We start from the raw sequence: 14,701 nt of genomic DNA, 5'->3' as shown, positions 1-14,701 counted from the left end.
GCAGCATGGCGCGTCCACAGCTTCAGCCCGGAGGGCCGAACCCCGAAAAACTTCATCAGCCGTTGCGCGTTGCCGATCTGAAAAAAACAACATCAATCCTCAACTATCCCAATGGGGGTGAGACGCGGCCGCAATTTACTGTGGGCACGCCCTGCCGGCGCGAGTATAACGGCGAACTGCCAGGCGTTCGTAAGGGTCCTAATTCATACCGACGCCTTTTCGTTTTGAAATTACCCAGGAGATTTCATATGCGTGTTCCCTTTCGCCTGATTGGCGGTGTGTTGGTTGCAACCCTGCTCACCCAAGTGACCGCTTGCGGCTCGATTTTCTACCCCGACCGCCGTGGGCAAATCGACGGCAAGATTGACCCGGCCATCGCCGCGCTGGATGCCGTGGGCCTGTTGTTCTACATCATCCCCGGCCTGATCGCGTTTGCGGTCGACTTCGCCACCGGCGCGATTTACTTCGAGCCTGGCAAGACGGCTCAGGTCGATCCGGAGAAGCTCAAGGAAGCGATCGGAGCGGACGGCAAGGTCGATAACCACAAGTTGCAGACTATTCTCGAAACTGAACTGGGCCGCAGCTTCCCGCTGGACGACCCACGCCTGATCCAACACAAAGGCAGCACCCAGCAACTGGCCCTGCTCGGCCTGCAACCCGCCGCGTAATCGGTGCACCAAAAGGAAAAGCTGCCCCTATGATTTCCAGCTCCGAACATGCCCGCCTGCTGCGGCTGGCGACCCGTGCCTCGGTGGCGGTGGCGTGTACGCTGATCGTCGCCAAGGCCATCGCCTGGTGGTTGAGCGGCTCGGTGAGCATGCTCGCCGGGTTGACCGACTCGACGCTCGACGGCGTCACGTCGCTGCTCAACCTGCTGGCAGTGCATTACGCCTTGCGCCCGGCCGATGACGACCATCGTTACGGGCATGGCAAGGCCGAGTCGCTGGCGGGCATGGCCCAGGCGTTGTTCATTGGCGGCAGTGCGGTGTTGATTTCCATGCAGGCGATTGACCGGCTGCAACACCCGGAGCCGGTCGGCGCGCCGTGGATCAGCATCGGGGTGATCGTGTTTTCCCTGGTGCTGACGCTGGCGTTGCTGATGGTGCAGCATCGCGTGGTCAAGGCCACCGGCTCCAACGCGGTGCGTGCAGACTCGCTGCATTACCGCTCGGACCTGCTGCTCAATGGCAGCATTCTGGTGGCGCTGGTGCTGGCCGGGTTTGGCTGGCATCAGGTCGACCCGTGGTTCGGTCTGGGGATTGCCGCGTACATTCTCTGGAGCGCGATTCAGATCGCTCGGGAAAGCTTCACGGTGTTGATGGATGCAGAACTGCCACCGGATGTCAGTCAGCACATGCTGGAACTGGCGTGCAGCGTGCCGGGTGTTCTGGGGGCGCATGATTTGCGTACACGGATTTCCGGTAACCAGTGGTTCGTGCAACTGCACCTGGAATTGCCGGGGGATTTGACGCTTTCAGTTGCCCACGGCATCAGCGATCAAGCCGCCGATGCCATCCACGCCGCCTACCCGCGAGCCGAAGTGCTGGTGCACGCCGACCCGCAGGAAGTGGCGTTGGCCACCAGGACTCAGAAAGAAACCTGATAGCCGCGACTACTGAGGCAATTGCCCTGGGCCTGGCGGTAGGCTTGCACCACCGAAGGATCCGGTTGGTAGGTGGCGGTTCTTGGATCGAAGCCGCTTTGCTGCACCGCGTATTGATAGCACTCGTAGCCGTCCTGACTGACTTGCTCCGGTGACTGACCGTTGGCGGGATAGGCCGTGACGTCATAACCATTGCTCGTCGGCTGAGGCTGCGCTTGCACGGGCGGTTCGACCACGACGTAGTCCTGAGTGCTTTCCTGATAGGCGTAATACGAGCCTGCGGCCAGGAACAACAACGCTCCGCCAATCCATACTTCACGGGCGTAATCGGGCAAGTAACTCACACGAATCCCGCGCGGCGGCTGCACCACCACGTAACGCGGGCCTTGCGGGCGATACCAGTAGCCGCCGGAATAGAAGTAATCCCGACCGCCGTAAGGCACGCGGTAATCGCGATCCGGGAAACGATCGATCACCTGACCGGGCCGATACTGCGGACCGGGTCCCCAACCGTTGCCGTGACCATTCGGGCGCCCTGCCCAGTAATGATCATTGGGGTGTGCGCCCATACCGCCGGTTTGCCACTGCTGGTTGTATCCGTTGTTGCGCGGATTGTCCTGATAGTACCCACGCTGCGGCTGCTGGGTCTGGCGCACGGTATCGGGCCGGCCCTGAATCGGCAGGTCATTGGCGGGTAATTGCGGCGGCGGTGGCGGCGAGCGAACCGGGTTGTTGTAGTCGTGCTGCGGTCGTGGCTGGTTCTGGTTCTGCCATTGACCGTTGTTTTGGTTTTGGCCGTTATGTTCAAACTGGCGGCTGTTTTCGCCACGAATGATCTCGTTGTTCTGCGGACGGGGCTGATTATTCTGCTCATTGTTCTGCGGGCGTTGCTGATTGTTGCCATGCCCCTGACCGTTGCCCTGATGGCCATCCGGCCCATGCTGCCCGCCATCGTTTCCACGGTTTTGCTGATCATCGGCCAGCGATTGTGCAGCGACACCAACACACAGCAAACCAACACCGGCCAAACGCCAGATGCGCGACTTCATGCTTTTCCTCACTGCGGGTTAGGGCCTGTACGTAAGACTGGAAAAGCACAGACCGGTTCTGCAACAGGTTATCAGTCGCGAAACTTATTTATTGAGGGCAGAAGAGAAATCGCGGGCAAAAGAAAAGGGAGACCCGTCGGCCTCCCTTTGAGAACTTCGTCCGTGCTCGACGCTTATGACGCCGGCTCACCTCACGCCGTCTTCTGGACAGTGTGTAGCTCGGGGGCCGGCACATCCCCGGTGGGGGTGGCGGCCGCGACTGGCCTGATTGGGCGAGTCGCTGTGGACTGTTTGTCCGAGCAGTGATTCTGGTGATAAGAATAGGCCTGAGGCGCCGGCAGAGGATTGCTAAGATTGCTCAAATAAACATCACTTGCGCAATTTTTAACCCTGGATAGATAATCTGCCGCAATAGTTACGACAAAGGCCTGATTGATGAGCAAACTCGACCGATACGACCTGAGCATTTTGGCGGAATTGCAGCGTGACGCGCGCATCTCCAACCAGGAACTGGCCGAACGCATTGGCCTGTCGCCTTCGCCATGCTCGCGCCGGGTCAAGCAGCTGGAAGACGACGGCTACATCACCCGTCAGGTCGCCCTGCTCGACCGCAAAATGCTCGGTTTGAGCCTGACGGCCTACGTGCTGATCGGCATGGACCGACACACACCCGAGCGGTTCGAAAACTTTGAAGCGGCGATTCGTACCTTGCCGCAGGTGCTGGAATGCAGCCTGGTGACGGGGATGGATGCGGATTATCAGTTGAAGGTGGTGGTGCCCGATATGGATCACTATCAGAAACTGCTGCTGGGGCACCTGACCCGGATTGAAGGGGTGACGAGTGTGCGGTCGAGTTTTGTATTGAATCAGGTGCTCAATAGCACTGAATTACCGCTGACTCATTTGCGCAGCTGAGGACGCCATCGCGAGCAAGCTCGCTCCCACACTGGATCTTCTGAGCACCAAAGATCCCCTGTGGGAGCGAGCTTGCTCGCGATAGGGCCGGCACAAGCGACGAATGACTGCGACACACCGACGCAGGTCAATACATCGCCAATCCCCCGTGGCGTATACTCGCCGCGCCCTTTTAGCCGCGCCTGCGCTGGAGATGTTCGATGGATCCTGCAGTATTTGAAGAGTGGATGATGACGGGCCTTGTCAGCATCCTGATCATTTTCATGGGTTTCATCGTCTGGGATCTGGCGAAGAAGTCCAAGGCCGGGCGCTTTGGCTCGATGATTCTGTTCTTTGTGCTGGGTCTGGGCGTGGCCGCGTTCGTGATCAAAAGCGTGGTGATCGGCCTGATCGAATCCGGCACGTTATAAACGCGCCGGTACTTCTTTCCACTGGCCCTGATCGAGCCCTTCGATCGTCCAGTCGCCGATTCTGACCCGCACCAGCCGCAATGTCGGCAAGCCGACCGCCGCCGTCATGCGCCGCACCTGACGGTTTCGCCCCTCACGAATCACCAATTCCAGCCAACTCGTGGGTACGCTTTTGCGAAAGCGCACCGGCGGGTTGCGTGGCCACAGCTCCGGTTCTTCAAGCTGCCGCGCCTCGGCCGGCAGCGTCATGCCGTCGTTCAGTTCAACGCCATCACGCAAACGCTGCAATTGCTCGGCACTCGGCTCGCCTTCCACCTGCACCCAATAGGTCTTGGCCAGTTTGTGTTTCGGGTCGGCGATCCGCGCCTGGAGCTGGCCATCGTTGGTCAGCAGCAGCAAGCCTTCACTGTCGCGGTCCAGCCGTCCTGCCGGGTAGATTCCGGGAATCTCGATGTAATCCTTGAGCGTCGCCCGCCCTTCGCCGTCGCTGAATTGGGTCAACACGTCGAACGGTTTGTTGAACAGGATCAGCTTCGGCTCGGCCGGCGGCGCCTTGGCGACACGGCGCGGGGCTGAGGATGGTGTATTCGCGCCAGGACGGCGAGGAGCGGGACGTGGTGGACGGGGCATGGGGAAAGAAACATCTAACGGTCAGGGCTGCTAATGCTAGTGCTCTGACCGTTAAATGACCATGACTGTTAGCGGAACGGTGGCTCGTCGAAGCTGCGCAGTTTGCGCGAATGCAGCGAGTTGAGTTCGGTGCGCAACAGGTCCACCGCTTCGATGCCGATCTTCAAGTGCTGGCTGACCGCGCGCTCATAGAAGGCGTTGGCCGAGCCCGGCAGCTTGATTTCGCTGTGCAACGGTTTGTCCGAGACACACAGCAACGTGCCGTAAGGCACCCGCAAACGATAGCCCTGGGCGGCGATAGTGCCGCTTTCCATGTCCACTGCGACAGCGCGCGACAGGTTGATCAACGGACGCTCCTGCGCCCAGCGCAATTCCCAGTTACGGTCGTCATACGTCAATACCGTGCCGGTACGCAGGCGTTTCTTCAGCTCGTCGCCTTTTTCGCCGGTGATGTTGGCCGCCGCTTGCTGCAACGCCATCTGCACTTCAGCCAGGGCCGGAATCGGAATGTTCGGCGGCACGACCCGGTCGAGAATCCCGTCGCGGCGCATATAAGCGTGCGCCAGCACGTAGTCGCCAATGGTCTGGGACTGACGCAAGCCACCGCAGTGGCCGATCATCAGCCAGCAATGCGGACGCAACACCGCCAGGTGGTCGGTGATGTTCTTGGCGTTGGACGGGCCGACGCCGATGTTCACCAGCGTCACGCCGTGGCCATCGCTGGCGATCAGGTGATAGGCCGGCATTTGGTAACGGTGCCAGACCACGCCCGCAGCAATCGCCGAGGCTTCGCCGTGGTCCATGCTTTTTTCGATGATGACGTTGCCGGGCAAAATCATGCGCACAAAACGCGGGTCGCTGCGCAATTGCTCCAGGCCATGGACGATGAACTGGTCAACGTAGCGGTGGTAGTTGGTCAGCAGGATCCACGGCTGCACATGACGCCAGTCACTGCCGGTGTAATGCACCAGTCGACGCAGGGAAAAATCCACCCGCGCGGCGTCGAACAGCGCCAGCGGCAGCGGGTCGGTGTTTTCCCAATCGTACAAACCATCGGCAATGCCATCGGTGGCGGCCGACAAATCGGTGCTCGGGAACACCCGCGCCAGCACCGCAGCGGTCACGCCGGAGCCGGCCAGTTCATCGCCCTGCTCGACCACGTACGGATAAGGAATGTTTTGCTGGCTGACGCCGACTTCGACGGTCACGGTGAAGTCGTGCATCAATGGCACGAGTTGTTCCAGCAGGTATTTACGGAAAGCGGCCGGATGGGTGACGGTGACGCTGTAGGTCCCCGGCAGTTGAACCTTGGCGTAGGCACGCGTGGTCTGCGGGACTTCGCCTTGGCAGTGATAGGTCAGACGCAGTTCAGGATAACGAAACATCGCACGCTGTTCGGCGTCCGGCTCGACACGATCCTTGAGGTAACGCTTGAGCGCCTGGTTCAGCGCGGTGGTTGCACGATTGTGCAAGAGCGCAAGCCGGTCCACGGCTTGCTCGGCGGTTTGAACGACAATAAAAGCTTCGGTCACGATCAGCATCCTGTGTTCTGACTTGCAGACCTTCATCTTGCCTGCATCGTCGCTTCACGGGAACAGTGGAATGTTGCCAGTACAGCAATTCTCAGACACCACTGAACCTGTGGGAGCGGGCTCAGTGGTGTTCATCGTGCTCAGAAACCTTGCGGGGTTGCGCGGGCGACAATCGCTTCCACTTCCAGCCCTCGCGGCAACGCGCCATACACCCGCCCGGCCGAGCCTAGCCGACTGGCAATAAACGCATCACTGACCGCCGAATTGCCGGCCTCCAGCAACAGTTTGGCCTGGAGCCCCAATGCAATATCTTCGGTGAGTTGCCGCGCGCGGTACTGAATGTCGCTGGTGTCCTTGAATGCCGCCTGCAACTGGCTGATGTGCGCGGCCAGGCGTTTGTCGCCATGACCATCGCCCAGTTCGCTGAACAACACATCCAGCACACCCGGTTCCTTCGACAAAGCGCGCAACACATCCAGGCACTGCACGTTGCCGGAACCTTCCCACGTCGAATTGACCGGCGCCTCTCTATACAGGCGCGGCAGGATGCTTTCTTCGACATACCCGGCGCCGCCCATGCATTCGGCGGCTTCATTGATCATCGCAGGCGCTCGTTTGCAGATCCAGTATTTACCCACTGCCGTTACCAGTCGGGCGAATTTCGCTTCATGGCTGTCGTCCAGATGATCCAGCGCCTTGCCCATGCGCAGGCTCAACGCGAGGGCGGCTTCGCTTTCCAGCGCCAGATCGGCGAGCACGTTTTGCATCAACGGTTGTTCGCTGAGCCGCTTGCCGCCAACGCTGCGGTGCGCGCAGTGATGGCTGGCCTGGGTCAGCGCCTGACGCATCAGCGCGCTGGAACCGACCATGCAATCGAAGCGGGTCATGGCCACCATCTCGATGATGGTCGGCACGCCACGTCCTTCTTCGCCGATCATCCACGCCAGTGCCCCACGGAATTCCACTTCGCTGGAGGCGTTCGAGCAATTGCCCAGTTTGTTTTTCAGGCGCTGGATGTAGAACTGATTGCGCGTGTCGTCGGGGCGATGGCGCGGCAGCAGGAAACAGGTCAAACCCTTATCGGTCTGCGCCAGGGTCAGGAACGCATCGCACATCGGCGCCGAACAGAACCACTTGTGTCCCACCAGTTCGTAAGCCTGGCCCGGGCCGCTGGCGCCGACCGGATAGGCCTTGGTGGTGTTAGCGCGCACATCGGTGCCGCCCTGCTTCTCAGTCATGGCCATGCCGATGGTCACACCGGCCTTGTGGGCCATGCCGACATTGCGCGGGTCGTATTCGGTCGAGAGGATTTTCGGCAGCCACTGCTCGGCCAGATCCGGTTGCAGGCGCATCGCCGGGACGCTGGCGAAGGTCATGGTCAATGGGCAACCGCTGCCGGCCTCGGCCTGGCTGTGCAAGTAACTCATGGACGCGCGGGCCACATGGGCACCGGACTGTGGATGCGCCCAGGGCAACGACGTCAGCCCGTGTTCGACGGCAGTGCGCATCAATTGGTGATAGGCCGGGTGGAATTCCACCAGATCGATGCGATGGCCATAACGGTCATGGCTGACGAATACCGGTTTGTTCTGATTGGCGAGGAACCCGGCCTCCATCAGCGACCCGCCGGCCAGTGCGCCATAGGCGTCGATCCGCGACTCGGCCCAACCGGCCCCGAACCGTCGCGACCACTCCTGCAGCGGCAGGTCGATGCGGTAGAGGTTAGTGCCGTCCAGCGACGGTGGCTGGTTGGTGACTTCGTGGGTTTCGGCGAACTGATGCAGGTTCATGACGGGGCTCCTTTGGGTCAGCCAAGGGATTCAGTTAAGCACTGCCCCGAGGCTGAACAAAGTGGCATATCCGCCTAACTGTCGGCGCTTTCGCCTTGCCTTGGGCACAACACCCGCCGATACAGGGCGGCCTGCAAGTCTTCGAATTTCACCGGTTTGTTCAGGTAATCGATCATGTCGCCGGTCGGGCAGCGTTCGCGATCGACGCTGAGTGCGACCACAAACACAGGCAACTCGGCGCAACCCGGCAAGTCGCGGATCTGGCAGCACAACGAGAGGCCATTCAGAGACGGCAGCTGGCAGTCGAGCAGCACCGCGTCAAAGGTTTCACGTTGCAACTGATCGAGCGCGGCCGCGCCGTTGTCCGCAGAACGCACCCGAAACCCGAGCTTGAGCAACATGCCGCGCATCACCAACTGGTTGACGCTGTTGTCGTCGACCAGCAGCACGCTGCAATCCTGAGGCAGGCGCAAACGCGCAGGATCACCACTCATCAACGGCACGTGCGGGCGCTCTACCACGGGCACTTCAAAGTCGACATCCAGCTGGAACCGGCTGCCACTGCCCGGCTCCGAACGGTGTGTCAGGCGGCCACCGAGCAATTCGACCAGTTGCCGGCAAATCGCCAGGCCTACGCCCAGGCCGCCGTACTCGCGAGTCATCGAACCGTCGAGCTGGAAGAAACGCTGATACATCGTCGCCTCCCCCAGATCGGTGAAGCCGATGCCGGTGTCGATCACCGCAAACGACAACGACAGCCGCCCGTTTTCCACCGGTTTGCCGGTCACCCGCAGCGCAAGCCCGCCGACCCGGGTGAACTTGATCGCGTTGTCCAGCAGGCATTCCAGGCACTGCGCCAGCTTGGTGCTGTCGCCGTGCAAGCGGTCCGGCAGCCCCGACGTGACGTCGACTTTGAAGTCCAGCGACTTGCTCGAGGCATTGCCCTCGAACTGCGCCCGCAAGGCATCGACCACACCGCGCAAGCTGAACGTTGCCGGCGTGGCCTTGAGCTTGCCGGCCTGCAATTCGGTCAGGGTCAGGATGCCGTTGACCATGCGCATCATGTCCCGCGCGGAACCGGCGGCGGTCTGCTGGTATTGCTCCAGTTCCGGGTCCATCTCGACGGTCTGCATCAACTCCAAAGAACCGATCACACCGTTCATGGGGGTGCGCAATTCGTGGGTCAGGGTGGCGAGGAATTCGTCCTTGAGCTTGTTACTGTGGGCCAGTTGCTGGTTCAGCACTTCAAGCTTTTGGCCGGCATCAAACAACGTTTGCGCCTGCTGCTCGCGCATGGCGTTGATGCGGTCGGCCAGGGCCAGCGACAGCAAGGCGACTTCAATCGCCGAACCGATCTGGCTCGAATACATGGTCAGGAACACGTTGGGCAGGTAACCCAGCACCATCAGCGTGTTGACGATGCCGCCGAGCAAAAACGCCGACCAGGCAATGATGAAGTAGCGCGCCACCCGCAGGCCGCGAAGCCAGGCGCACAACCCGGCGGCGAAAATCACCACGGTGAAGGTCAAGGCCAACGCTGTGGCCAGGCGCAGGGCCAGGGCGTAACTGGCCATCAATGACAGCCCGATCACCACCGCGCCGAATGCAATCAATGCCAGCAACAAGCGGTCGAGCCAGCGACCGTAGGACCCGGTCTGCAGGAAGCTGCGGGCGAACTGGCTGCCGAACAGCCCGGCACAGCCGATGAAGAACGGCGTGGCCGCGTTGGCCCACCAGGGATTATTCGGCCAGAAATACTCCACGGCCGCGCCGTTGACTGACAGCTGATACAGGCCAAACGAGGCAATGTAGAAGATGTAATAGAGGTAACTGGTGTCTCGCACGCTGAGGTAGATGAACAGGTTGTACACCAACATCCCCAGCAAGACGCCGTAGATCAGCCCCAAAACGTAGAGGCGCACCGGTTGTTCTTCAAGAAACGCGGTGCTCGACCACAAGGTCACCGGCGCCTGAATCGAGCCTTCACTTTGCAGGCGCAAGTAGACGGTTTGCGCCTGGTCTGGGGTGAAATTCAAATCGAACAGGTAGTTGTTCTGGCGGATCTCGCGAGTGGCAAACGGCAAGGCATCACCGGTCTGCCGCACCAATTGATAGCTGCCGGTTGCATCGGGCAAGTACAGATCAAGGTGATCGAGGGGCGGATAGGCCAGCTCGAGCAACCAGGTGCGCTGCGCCGCGGGGTTGGTCGGGCGGTAATGCAGATCGATTTTTAGCCAGAACACCGAACGCGAGTACCCGGCGTTGAGCGTGGCTTTGTCGTGGGGTTTGAAGTTTCCGGCCGCAGCCTGCGCACGAACATCAGCGATGGTCGCCTGACCACCCGCGTCTTCGTACACCTGCATGACTCGGCCCAGGGGAAGGCTCTGGGTGAATTCGTCGAACTCGACGGCGCTCGCCATGAGGGGCAAGCAAAGCAGCAACATCAGCAAATAGCGCATTTAAGCCCCAGCGTGGCCTGTCCGGTTATCTCAGGAAGCCCCTCATTCCCTTTGAGTAGACGTAAAACCGGCATTACCTGTTATTGGTTTGGATCCACTCTAGCATAGCCGCTGGTGGCCATTGAACACCATTGAAAAATTTACTGCAGAGGCTCTAGTACGGGCGTTCCAGCGACAAATTTTGCGCAAAATCAGCGTGGTTGGTCAGGTTCTATCAATGCATCGGCCGTTTTACATATCCCTGTAGCAGCCGGACGCAGGCTTCGCCAGCGGCTACAAGTCCGTCTCATGACTCGCTGGTCGACTGGTGGTAAGCTCGCGCACCATGAATATCTACAGCTCTCGCCCCGTTGTCCTCTGTCTCTCCGGCCACGACCCAAGTGGTGGCGCCGGCTTGCAGGCAGATATCGAAGCCCTGCTCGCCCAGGGTTGCCATGCGGCTCCGGCCGTCACTGCCCTGACCGTGCAAGACACGGTCAACGTCACTGACTTTCGCGTCCTCGACCGTGAGTGGGTGTTGGCCCAGGCCAATGCCGTGCTCAACGATTCCGAAGTCGCTGCGGTCAAACTGGGCATGCTCGGTTCCCTGGAGATGGTCGACACCGTTGTCGAACTGCTCTCGGCGCACCCGCATTTGCCGGTGGTCTGCGACCCGGTGCTGCGCGCCGGCGGTGGCGGACGACTGGGCAAGGACGAAGTCGGCTACGCCATGCGCGAACGCCTGCTGCCCCTGTCCATCATCGCCACCCCTAACCTTCCCGAAGCGCGCATCCTCGCCGAACTGCCAGAAGGCACGGCCGACGAATGCGCCGAAAAACTGTTGCCGTTCGTCAAACACCTGCTGATCACTGGCGGCCATGGCGACGAACACGAAATCCACAACCGCCTCTACAGCCGCGACGGTCGCCGCGAAACCTTTACCTGCCAGCGCTTGCCCGGCAGCTATCACGGTTCCGGTTGCACGCTGGCCAGCGCCTTGGCCGGTCGTCTGGCCCAGGGTGAAAACCTCGCCAGTGCGGTACAGACCGCGCTTAACTACACATGGCGAACCCTGCGTGATGCAGAGCAGCTGGGCAAAGGCCAGTTCGTGCCGCGCCGTCTGCCCCTGGATTTCTGCTCGTAACTATTGAAGCGTAAAGCGCCGAGGCTTGTCCGATGAAACTACGTGGCCTGTACGCCATTACCGATAGCCAGTTGCTGGCCGGTAAATTTCTTTCGTACGTGGAGGCGGCGCTGGAAGGCGGCGTCACCCTGCTGCAATACCGCGACAAGAGCAGCGACGAGGCACGGCGTCTGCGTGAGGCTGAGGCGCTGCGTGATTTGTGCGAACGCTACAAGACTCACCTGATCATCAACGACGATGCCGAGCTCGCTGCGCGCCTGAACGTTGGCGTGCACCTGGGCCAGACCGACGGCCCACTGACCCCGGCCCGCGCCCTGCTCGGTCGCCAAGCCATCATCGGTTCGACTTGCCACGCGCAACTCGAACTCGCCGAACAGGCTGCAAAAGAAGGCGCCAGTTACGTCGCCTTCGGCCGTTTCTTCAACTCCAACACCAAACCCGGCGCACCGACCTGCAGCCTCGACTTGCTCGATCAGGCCCGCAGCACACTGCACCTGCCAATCTGCGCGATTGGGGGCATCACCCTGGAAAATGCCGCGCCATTGGTGGCCCACGGAGTTGATCTGCTGGCGGTTGTCCACGGTCTGTTTGGCGCCGAGAGCGCAGCCGAAGTGACCCGCCGCGCTCGCGCGTTTAACGAATTACTTAAAGTCTGATTTGAGAGCCCGACCATGTCTCGTTCCGAAACCCTGTTTGCCAATGCCCAGAAACACATTCCCGGTGGCGTGAATTCGCCTGTGCGCGCGTTCAAAAGCGTCGGCGGCACCCCGTTGTTTTTCAAACACGCTGAAGGCGCCTACGTCACCGACGAAGACGACAAGCGTTATGTGGATTACGTCGGTTCCTGGGGCCCGATGATCCTCGGCCACAGCCATCCGGACGTGCTGGACGCGGTGCGTAAACAGCTGGAACACGGTTTGTCCTACGGCGCCCCGACCGCGATGGAAACCGAAATGGCGGACCTGGTTTGCTCGATCGTGCCGTCGATGGAAATGGTGCGCATGGTCAGCTCCGGCACCGAAGCGACCATGAGCGCGATCCGTCTGGCCCGTGGTTTCACCGGCCGCGACAGCATCATCAAGTTCGAAGGCTGCTACCACGGTCATTCCGACAGTCTGCTGGTCAAGGCTGGCTCCGGCGCGCTGACCCAGGGCGTACCGAGCTCGGCCGGCGTGCCGGCGGACTTCGCCAAACACACCCTGACCCTGCCATTCAATGACATCGACGCGGTGGAAACCATGCTCGCCGAAGTCGGCCAGGACGTGGCGTGCATCATCGTCGAGCCCGTCGCTGGCAACATGAACTGCGTACCGCCGGCGCCAGGTTTCCTCGAAGGCCTGCGGACCCTGTGCGACAAGCACGGTGTGGTGCTGATTTTCGACGAAGTGATGACCGGTTTCCGCGTCGCCCTCGGCGGCGCACAAGCGCATTTCGGCGTAACGCCGGACCTGAGCACCTTCGGCAAGATTATCGGCGGTGGCATGCCGGTCGGCTGCTTCGGCGGTAAACGCGAAATCATGTCGCACATCGCGCCACTGGGTCCGGTATACCAGGCAGGCACGTTGTCGGGTAACCCGCTGGCCATGGCCGCTGGCCTGACCACCCTGCGCCTGATCAGCCGTCCAGGCTTCCATGCCGAGCTGAGCGACTACACCAGTCGCCTGCTCGATGGCCTGCAACAACGCGCCGATGCGGCGGGTATTCCGTTCGTGACCACGCAGGCGGGCGGCATGTTCGGCCTGTATTTCAGTGGCGCCGACGACATCGTGACCTTCGATGACGTAATGGCCAGCGACGCGGCGCTGTTCGGTCGCTTCTTCCATCTGATGCTTGAAGGTGGCGTTTACCTGGCGCCGAGCGCATTCGAAGCCGGCTTTACCTCGATCGCCCATGGCGACGCCGAGTTGAAACTGACGCTGGATGCCGCTGAGCGTGCATTCGCCGCATTGAAATAATCGCTCTGCCGCTGACGTTGGCGACTGCCAGCGTCAGCTTTTACCTGCATTCACACCCTTATTCCTACGCTTCTGCCAATAATCTCCCGCAAATTGGGCGATATATTCCCCGCGCAGCAGAAAAACGAGTAAAGACTTTGTAAGGTTGGCCCTGCTTATTTCATAATGCGCGCTTATTGGATCCCTCGATGGGTCCGCGCGCCCTTCAGAGGTAAGTCGATTCTCATGAACCGCACCGGCCGCGCCCTTGCACTGGGCTGCCTGTTGCTCCTTCAGCCCCTGCTCGCGCACGCACAAGCAGGCGGCAACTCGTTGTTAATCCCAGCGATGGGTCGCTGCACCCTCAATACTCAGCCGCAAGACCTGACGCAAGCGCTCGCCGCCTGCCAGAAAGCGTCGGATGAAGGGGATGCACAAGCGCAATACGAGTTGGGTGAGTTCTACTACGAAGGCAAAAACGCGCCTCGCGACCTCAATCAAGCCCTCAGCTATTTCGAAAAAGCCTCGCTGCAAGGCCACGCCCAGGCGCAATTCAAACTGGGCACCATGTTCTTCCATGGCGAAGGTGTTCAGGCCAATAACGTTCAGGCTTACATTCTGCTGAAAATGGCTGCGGTCAACGGTGCTGAAGATGCGCTGGACACCGCCGACGAAGTCACCGAGAAAATGCCGCGCGAAGAGCTGGAAGTGGCGACTCAGGTGCTGGGGCAAATCTTTCGTAAATACCTGATGGAATTGCAGAATGCGGATGGGCGAACGCCTTTTGCACCGCTACCCTGATTTCTGCGGCGAAATGACAGGCCCCTTCGCGAGCAAGTCGAATGGGGCGACTCGGTTTTAAGGCTTACTTTTCAGGCATCGGCATCGGAAACGGCATGACATTGCCGACCGCGCCACGGGCTTCGCTGATTTTCGGCGTACCCAGGCGCTCGACCTCGTCGATGCGCACAATCGAATGCATCGGCACAAAACTGCGTACCACGCCTTCGAACTGAGCCTTGAGCTTCTCTTCGCTCGGATCGACGACCACTTGCGTGCGCTCGCCAAAGACGAACTCTTCCACTTCCAGAAAGCCCCACAGATCACTTTGATAGATCTGCTTGGCATACATTTCGTACACCTGGCCCTGGTTGAGGAAAATCACCTTGTAGATTGGAGCTTCACGTTTGGTCATGGTGGGCGAGCAACACATTTGGGATAAAAATGAGGGCGCGAACTATAGCATAGCCACCGGA

General features: G+C 60.4%; 14 protein-coding genes. 8 read left to right on the top strand and 6 right to left on the bottom strand.

The annotated features are described in order from the left end of the window. The first annotated feature begins 248 nt into the window (after positions 1–248). Both SB725_RS20525 and SB725_RS20520 read left to right on the top strand, forming a co-directional pair. Positions 249–668, top strand: a complete 420-nt coding sequence (locus tag SB725_RS20525; RefSeq protein WP_027924268.1) for a hypothetical protein — start codon at positions 249–251, stop codon at positions 666–668. 29 nt (positions 669–697) lie between these two features. Then, positions 698–1,603: a cation diffusion facilitator family transporter gene (locus tag SB725_RS20520; protein ID WP_027924269.1), complete on the top strand. Its 906-nt coding sequence runs from the start codon at positions 698–700 to the stop codon at positions 1,601–1,603. Here the strand turns inward: SB725_RS20520 and SB725_RS20515 are convergent. Beyond that, entirely contained in the window at positions 1,588–2,652 is a 1,065-nt protein-coding gene (locus SB725_RS20515) for a DUF6515 family protein (protein ID WP_027924270.1), read from the bottom strand. The genes SB725_RS20520 and SB725_RS20515 overlap by 16 nt on opposite strands. Positions 2,653–3,087: 435 nt before the next feature. Between SB725_RS20515 and SB725_RS20510 the strand changes: the two genes are divergently transcribed. Next, on the top strand, positions 3,088–3,567 hold the full coding sequence (locus SB725_RS20510; RefSeq protein ID WP_007894448.1) for an Lrp/AsnC family transcriptional regulator: 480 nt from the start codon (positions 3,088–3,090) through the stop codon (positions 3,565–3,567). A gap of 200 nt (positions 3,568–3,767) precedes the next feature. Further along, positions 3,768–3,977 carry a DUF2788 domain-containing protein gene (locus SB725_RS20505; RefSeq protein ID WP_027924271.1) on the top strand — a complete coding sequence of 70 codons (210 nt, stop codon included), beginning with the start codon at positions 3,768–3,770 and terminating at the stop codon, positions 3,975–3,977. Here SB725_RS20505 and SB725_RS20500 read toward each other — a convergent pair. The 4 genes from SB725_RS20500 to SB725_RS20485 form a co-directional block, all read right to left on the bottom strand. Beyond that, positions 3,972–4,607 (bottom strand): pseudouridine synthase, encoded by a 636-nt coding sequence (locus SB725_RS20500; RefSeq protein WP_027924272.1) that lies wholly within the window; start codon positions 4,605–4,607, stop codon positions 3,972–3,974. The genes SB725_RS20505 and SB725_RS20500 overlap by 6 nt on opposite strands. 68 nt (positions 4,608–4,675) lie before the next feature. Beyond that, positions 4,676–6,175 carry an AMP nucleosidase gene (gene amn / locus SB725_RS20495; protein ID WP_172825928.1) on the bottom strand — a complete coding sequence of 500 codons (1,500 nt, stop codon included), beginning with the start codon at positions 6,173–6,175 and terminating at the stop codon, positions 4,676–4,678. A 104-nt stretch (positions 6,176–6,279) separates the two neighbouring features. Further along, entirely contained in the window at positions 6,280–7,929 is a 1,650-nt protein-coding gene (locus SB725_RS20490; RefSeq protein WP_027924274.1) for an acyl-CoA dehydrogenase family protein, read from the bottom strand. 74 nt (positions 7,930–8,003) lie between these two features. After that, positions 8,004–10,388, bottom strand: coding sequence for a hybrid sensor histidine kinase/response regulator (locus tag SB725_RS20485; RefSeq protein ID WP_027924275.1), 2,385 nt, complete (start codon positions 10,386–10,388; stop codon positions 8,004–8,006). Between the two features lie 325 nt (positions 10,389–10,713). Here SB725_RS20485 and SB725_RS20480 point away from each other — a divergent pair, with 325 nt between their 5' ends. The 4 genes from SB725_RS20480 (at position 10,714) to SB725_RS20465 (ending at position 14,246) form a co-directional block, all read left to right on the top strand. Continuing rightward, the gene (locus SB725_RS20480) at positions 10,714–11,511 is read left to right on the top strand and encodes a hydroxymethylpyrimidine/phosphomethylpyrimidine kinase (protein WP_027924276.1); all 798 of its coding nucleotides are present in this window, start codon (positions 10,714–10,716) and stop codon (positions 11,509–11,511) included. 32 nt (positions 11,512–11,543) lie between these two features. Continuing rightward, entirely contained in the window at positions 11,544–12,167 is a 624-nt protein-coding gene (gene thiE / locus SB725_RS20475; protein WP_027924277.1) for a thiamine phosphate synthase, read from the top strand. 15 nt (positions 12,168–12,182) lie between these two features. Further along, positions 12,183–13,466, top strand: a complete 1,284-nt coding sequence (gene hemL / locus SB725_RS20470; RefSeq protein WP_027924278.1) for a glutamate-1-semialdehyde 2,1-aminomutase — start codon at positions 12,183–12,185, stop codon at positions 13,464–13,466. Between the two features lie 225 nt (positions 13,467–13,691). Further along, a complete protein-coding gene (locus tag SB725_RS20465; protein WP_027924279.1) occupies positions 13,692–14,246 on the top strand; it encodes a tetratricopeptide repeat protein in 555 nt (184 codons plus the stop codon). Between the two features lie 64 nt (positions 14,247–14,310). On the opposite strand, the gene SB725_RS20460 is transcribed toward SB725_RS20465, so the two are convergent. Next, complete coding sequence (locus tag SB725_RS20460) at positions 14,311–14,640, bottom strand: DUF1820 family protein (RefSeq protein WP_007894425.1); 330 nt, start codon at positions 14,638–14,640, stop codon at positions 14,311–14,313. Between the last annotated feature and the right edge of the window lie 61 nt (positions 14,641–14,701).

Origin of the sequence: Pseudomonas sp. SIMBA_041, from assembly GCF_046535095.1 — a bacterium.
In the GTDB taxonomy this organism is placed as follows: Bacteria; Pseudomonadota; Gammaproteobacteria; order Pseudomonadales; family Pseudomonadaceae; genus Aquipseudomonas; species Aquipseudomonas mucoides.
This window is presented reverse-complemented; position numbering and strand designations above follow the sequence as displayed.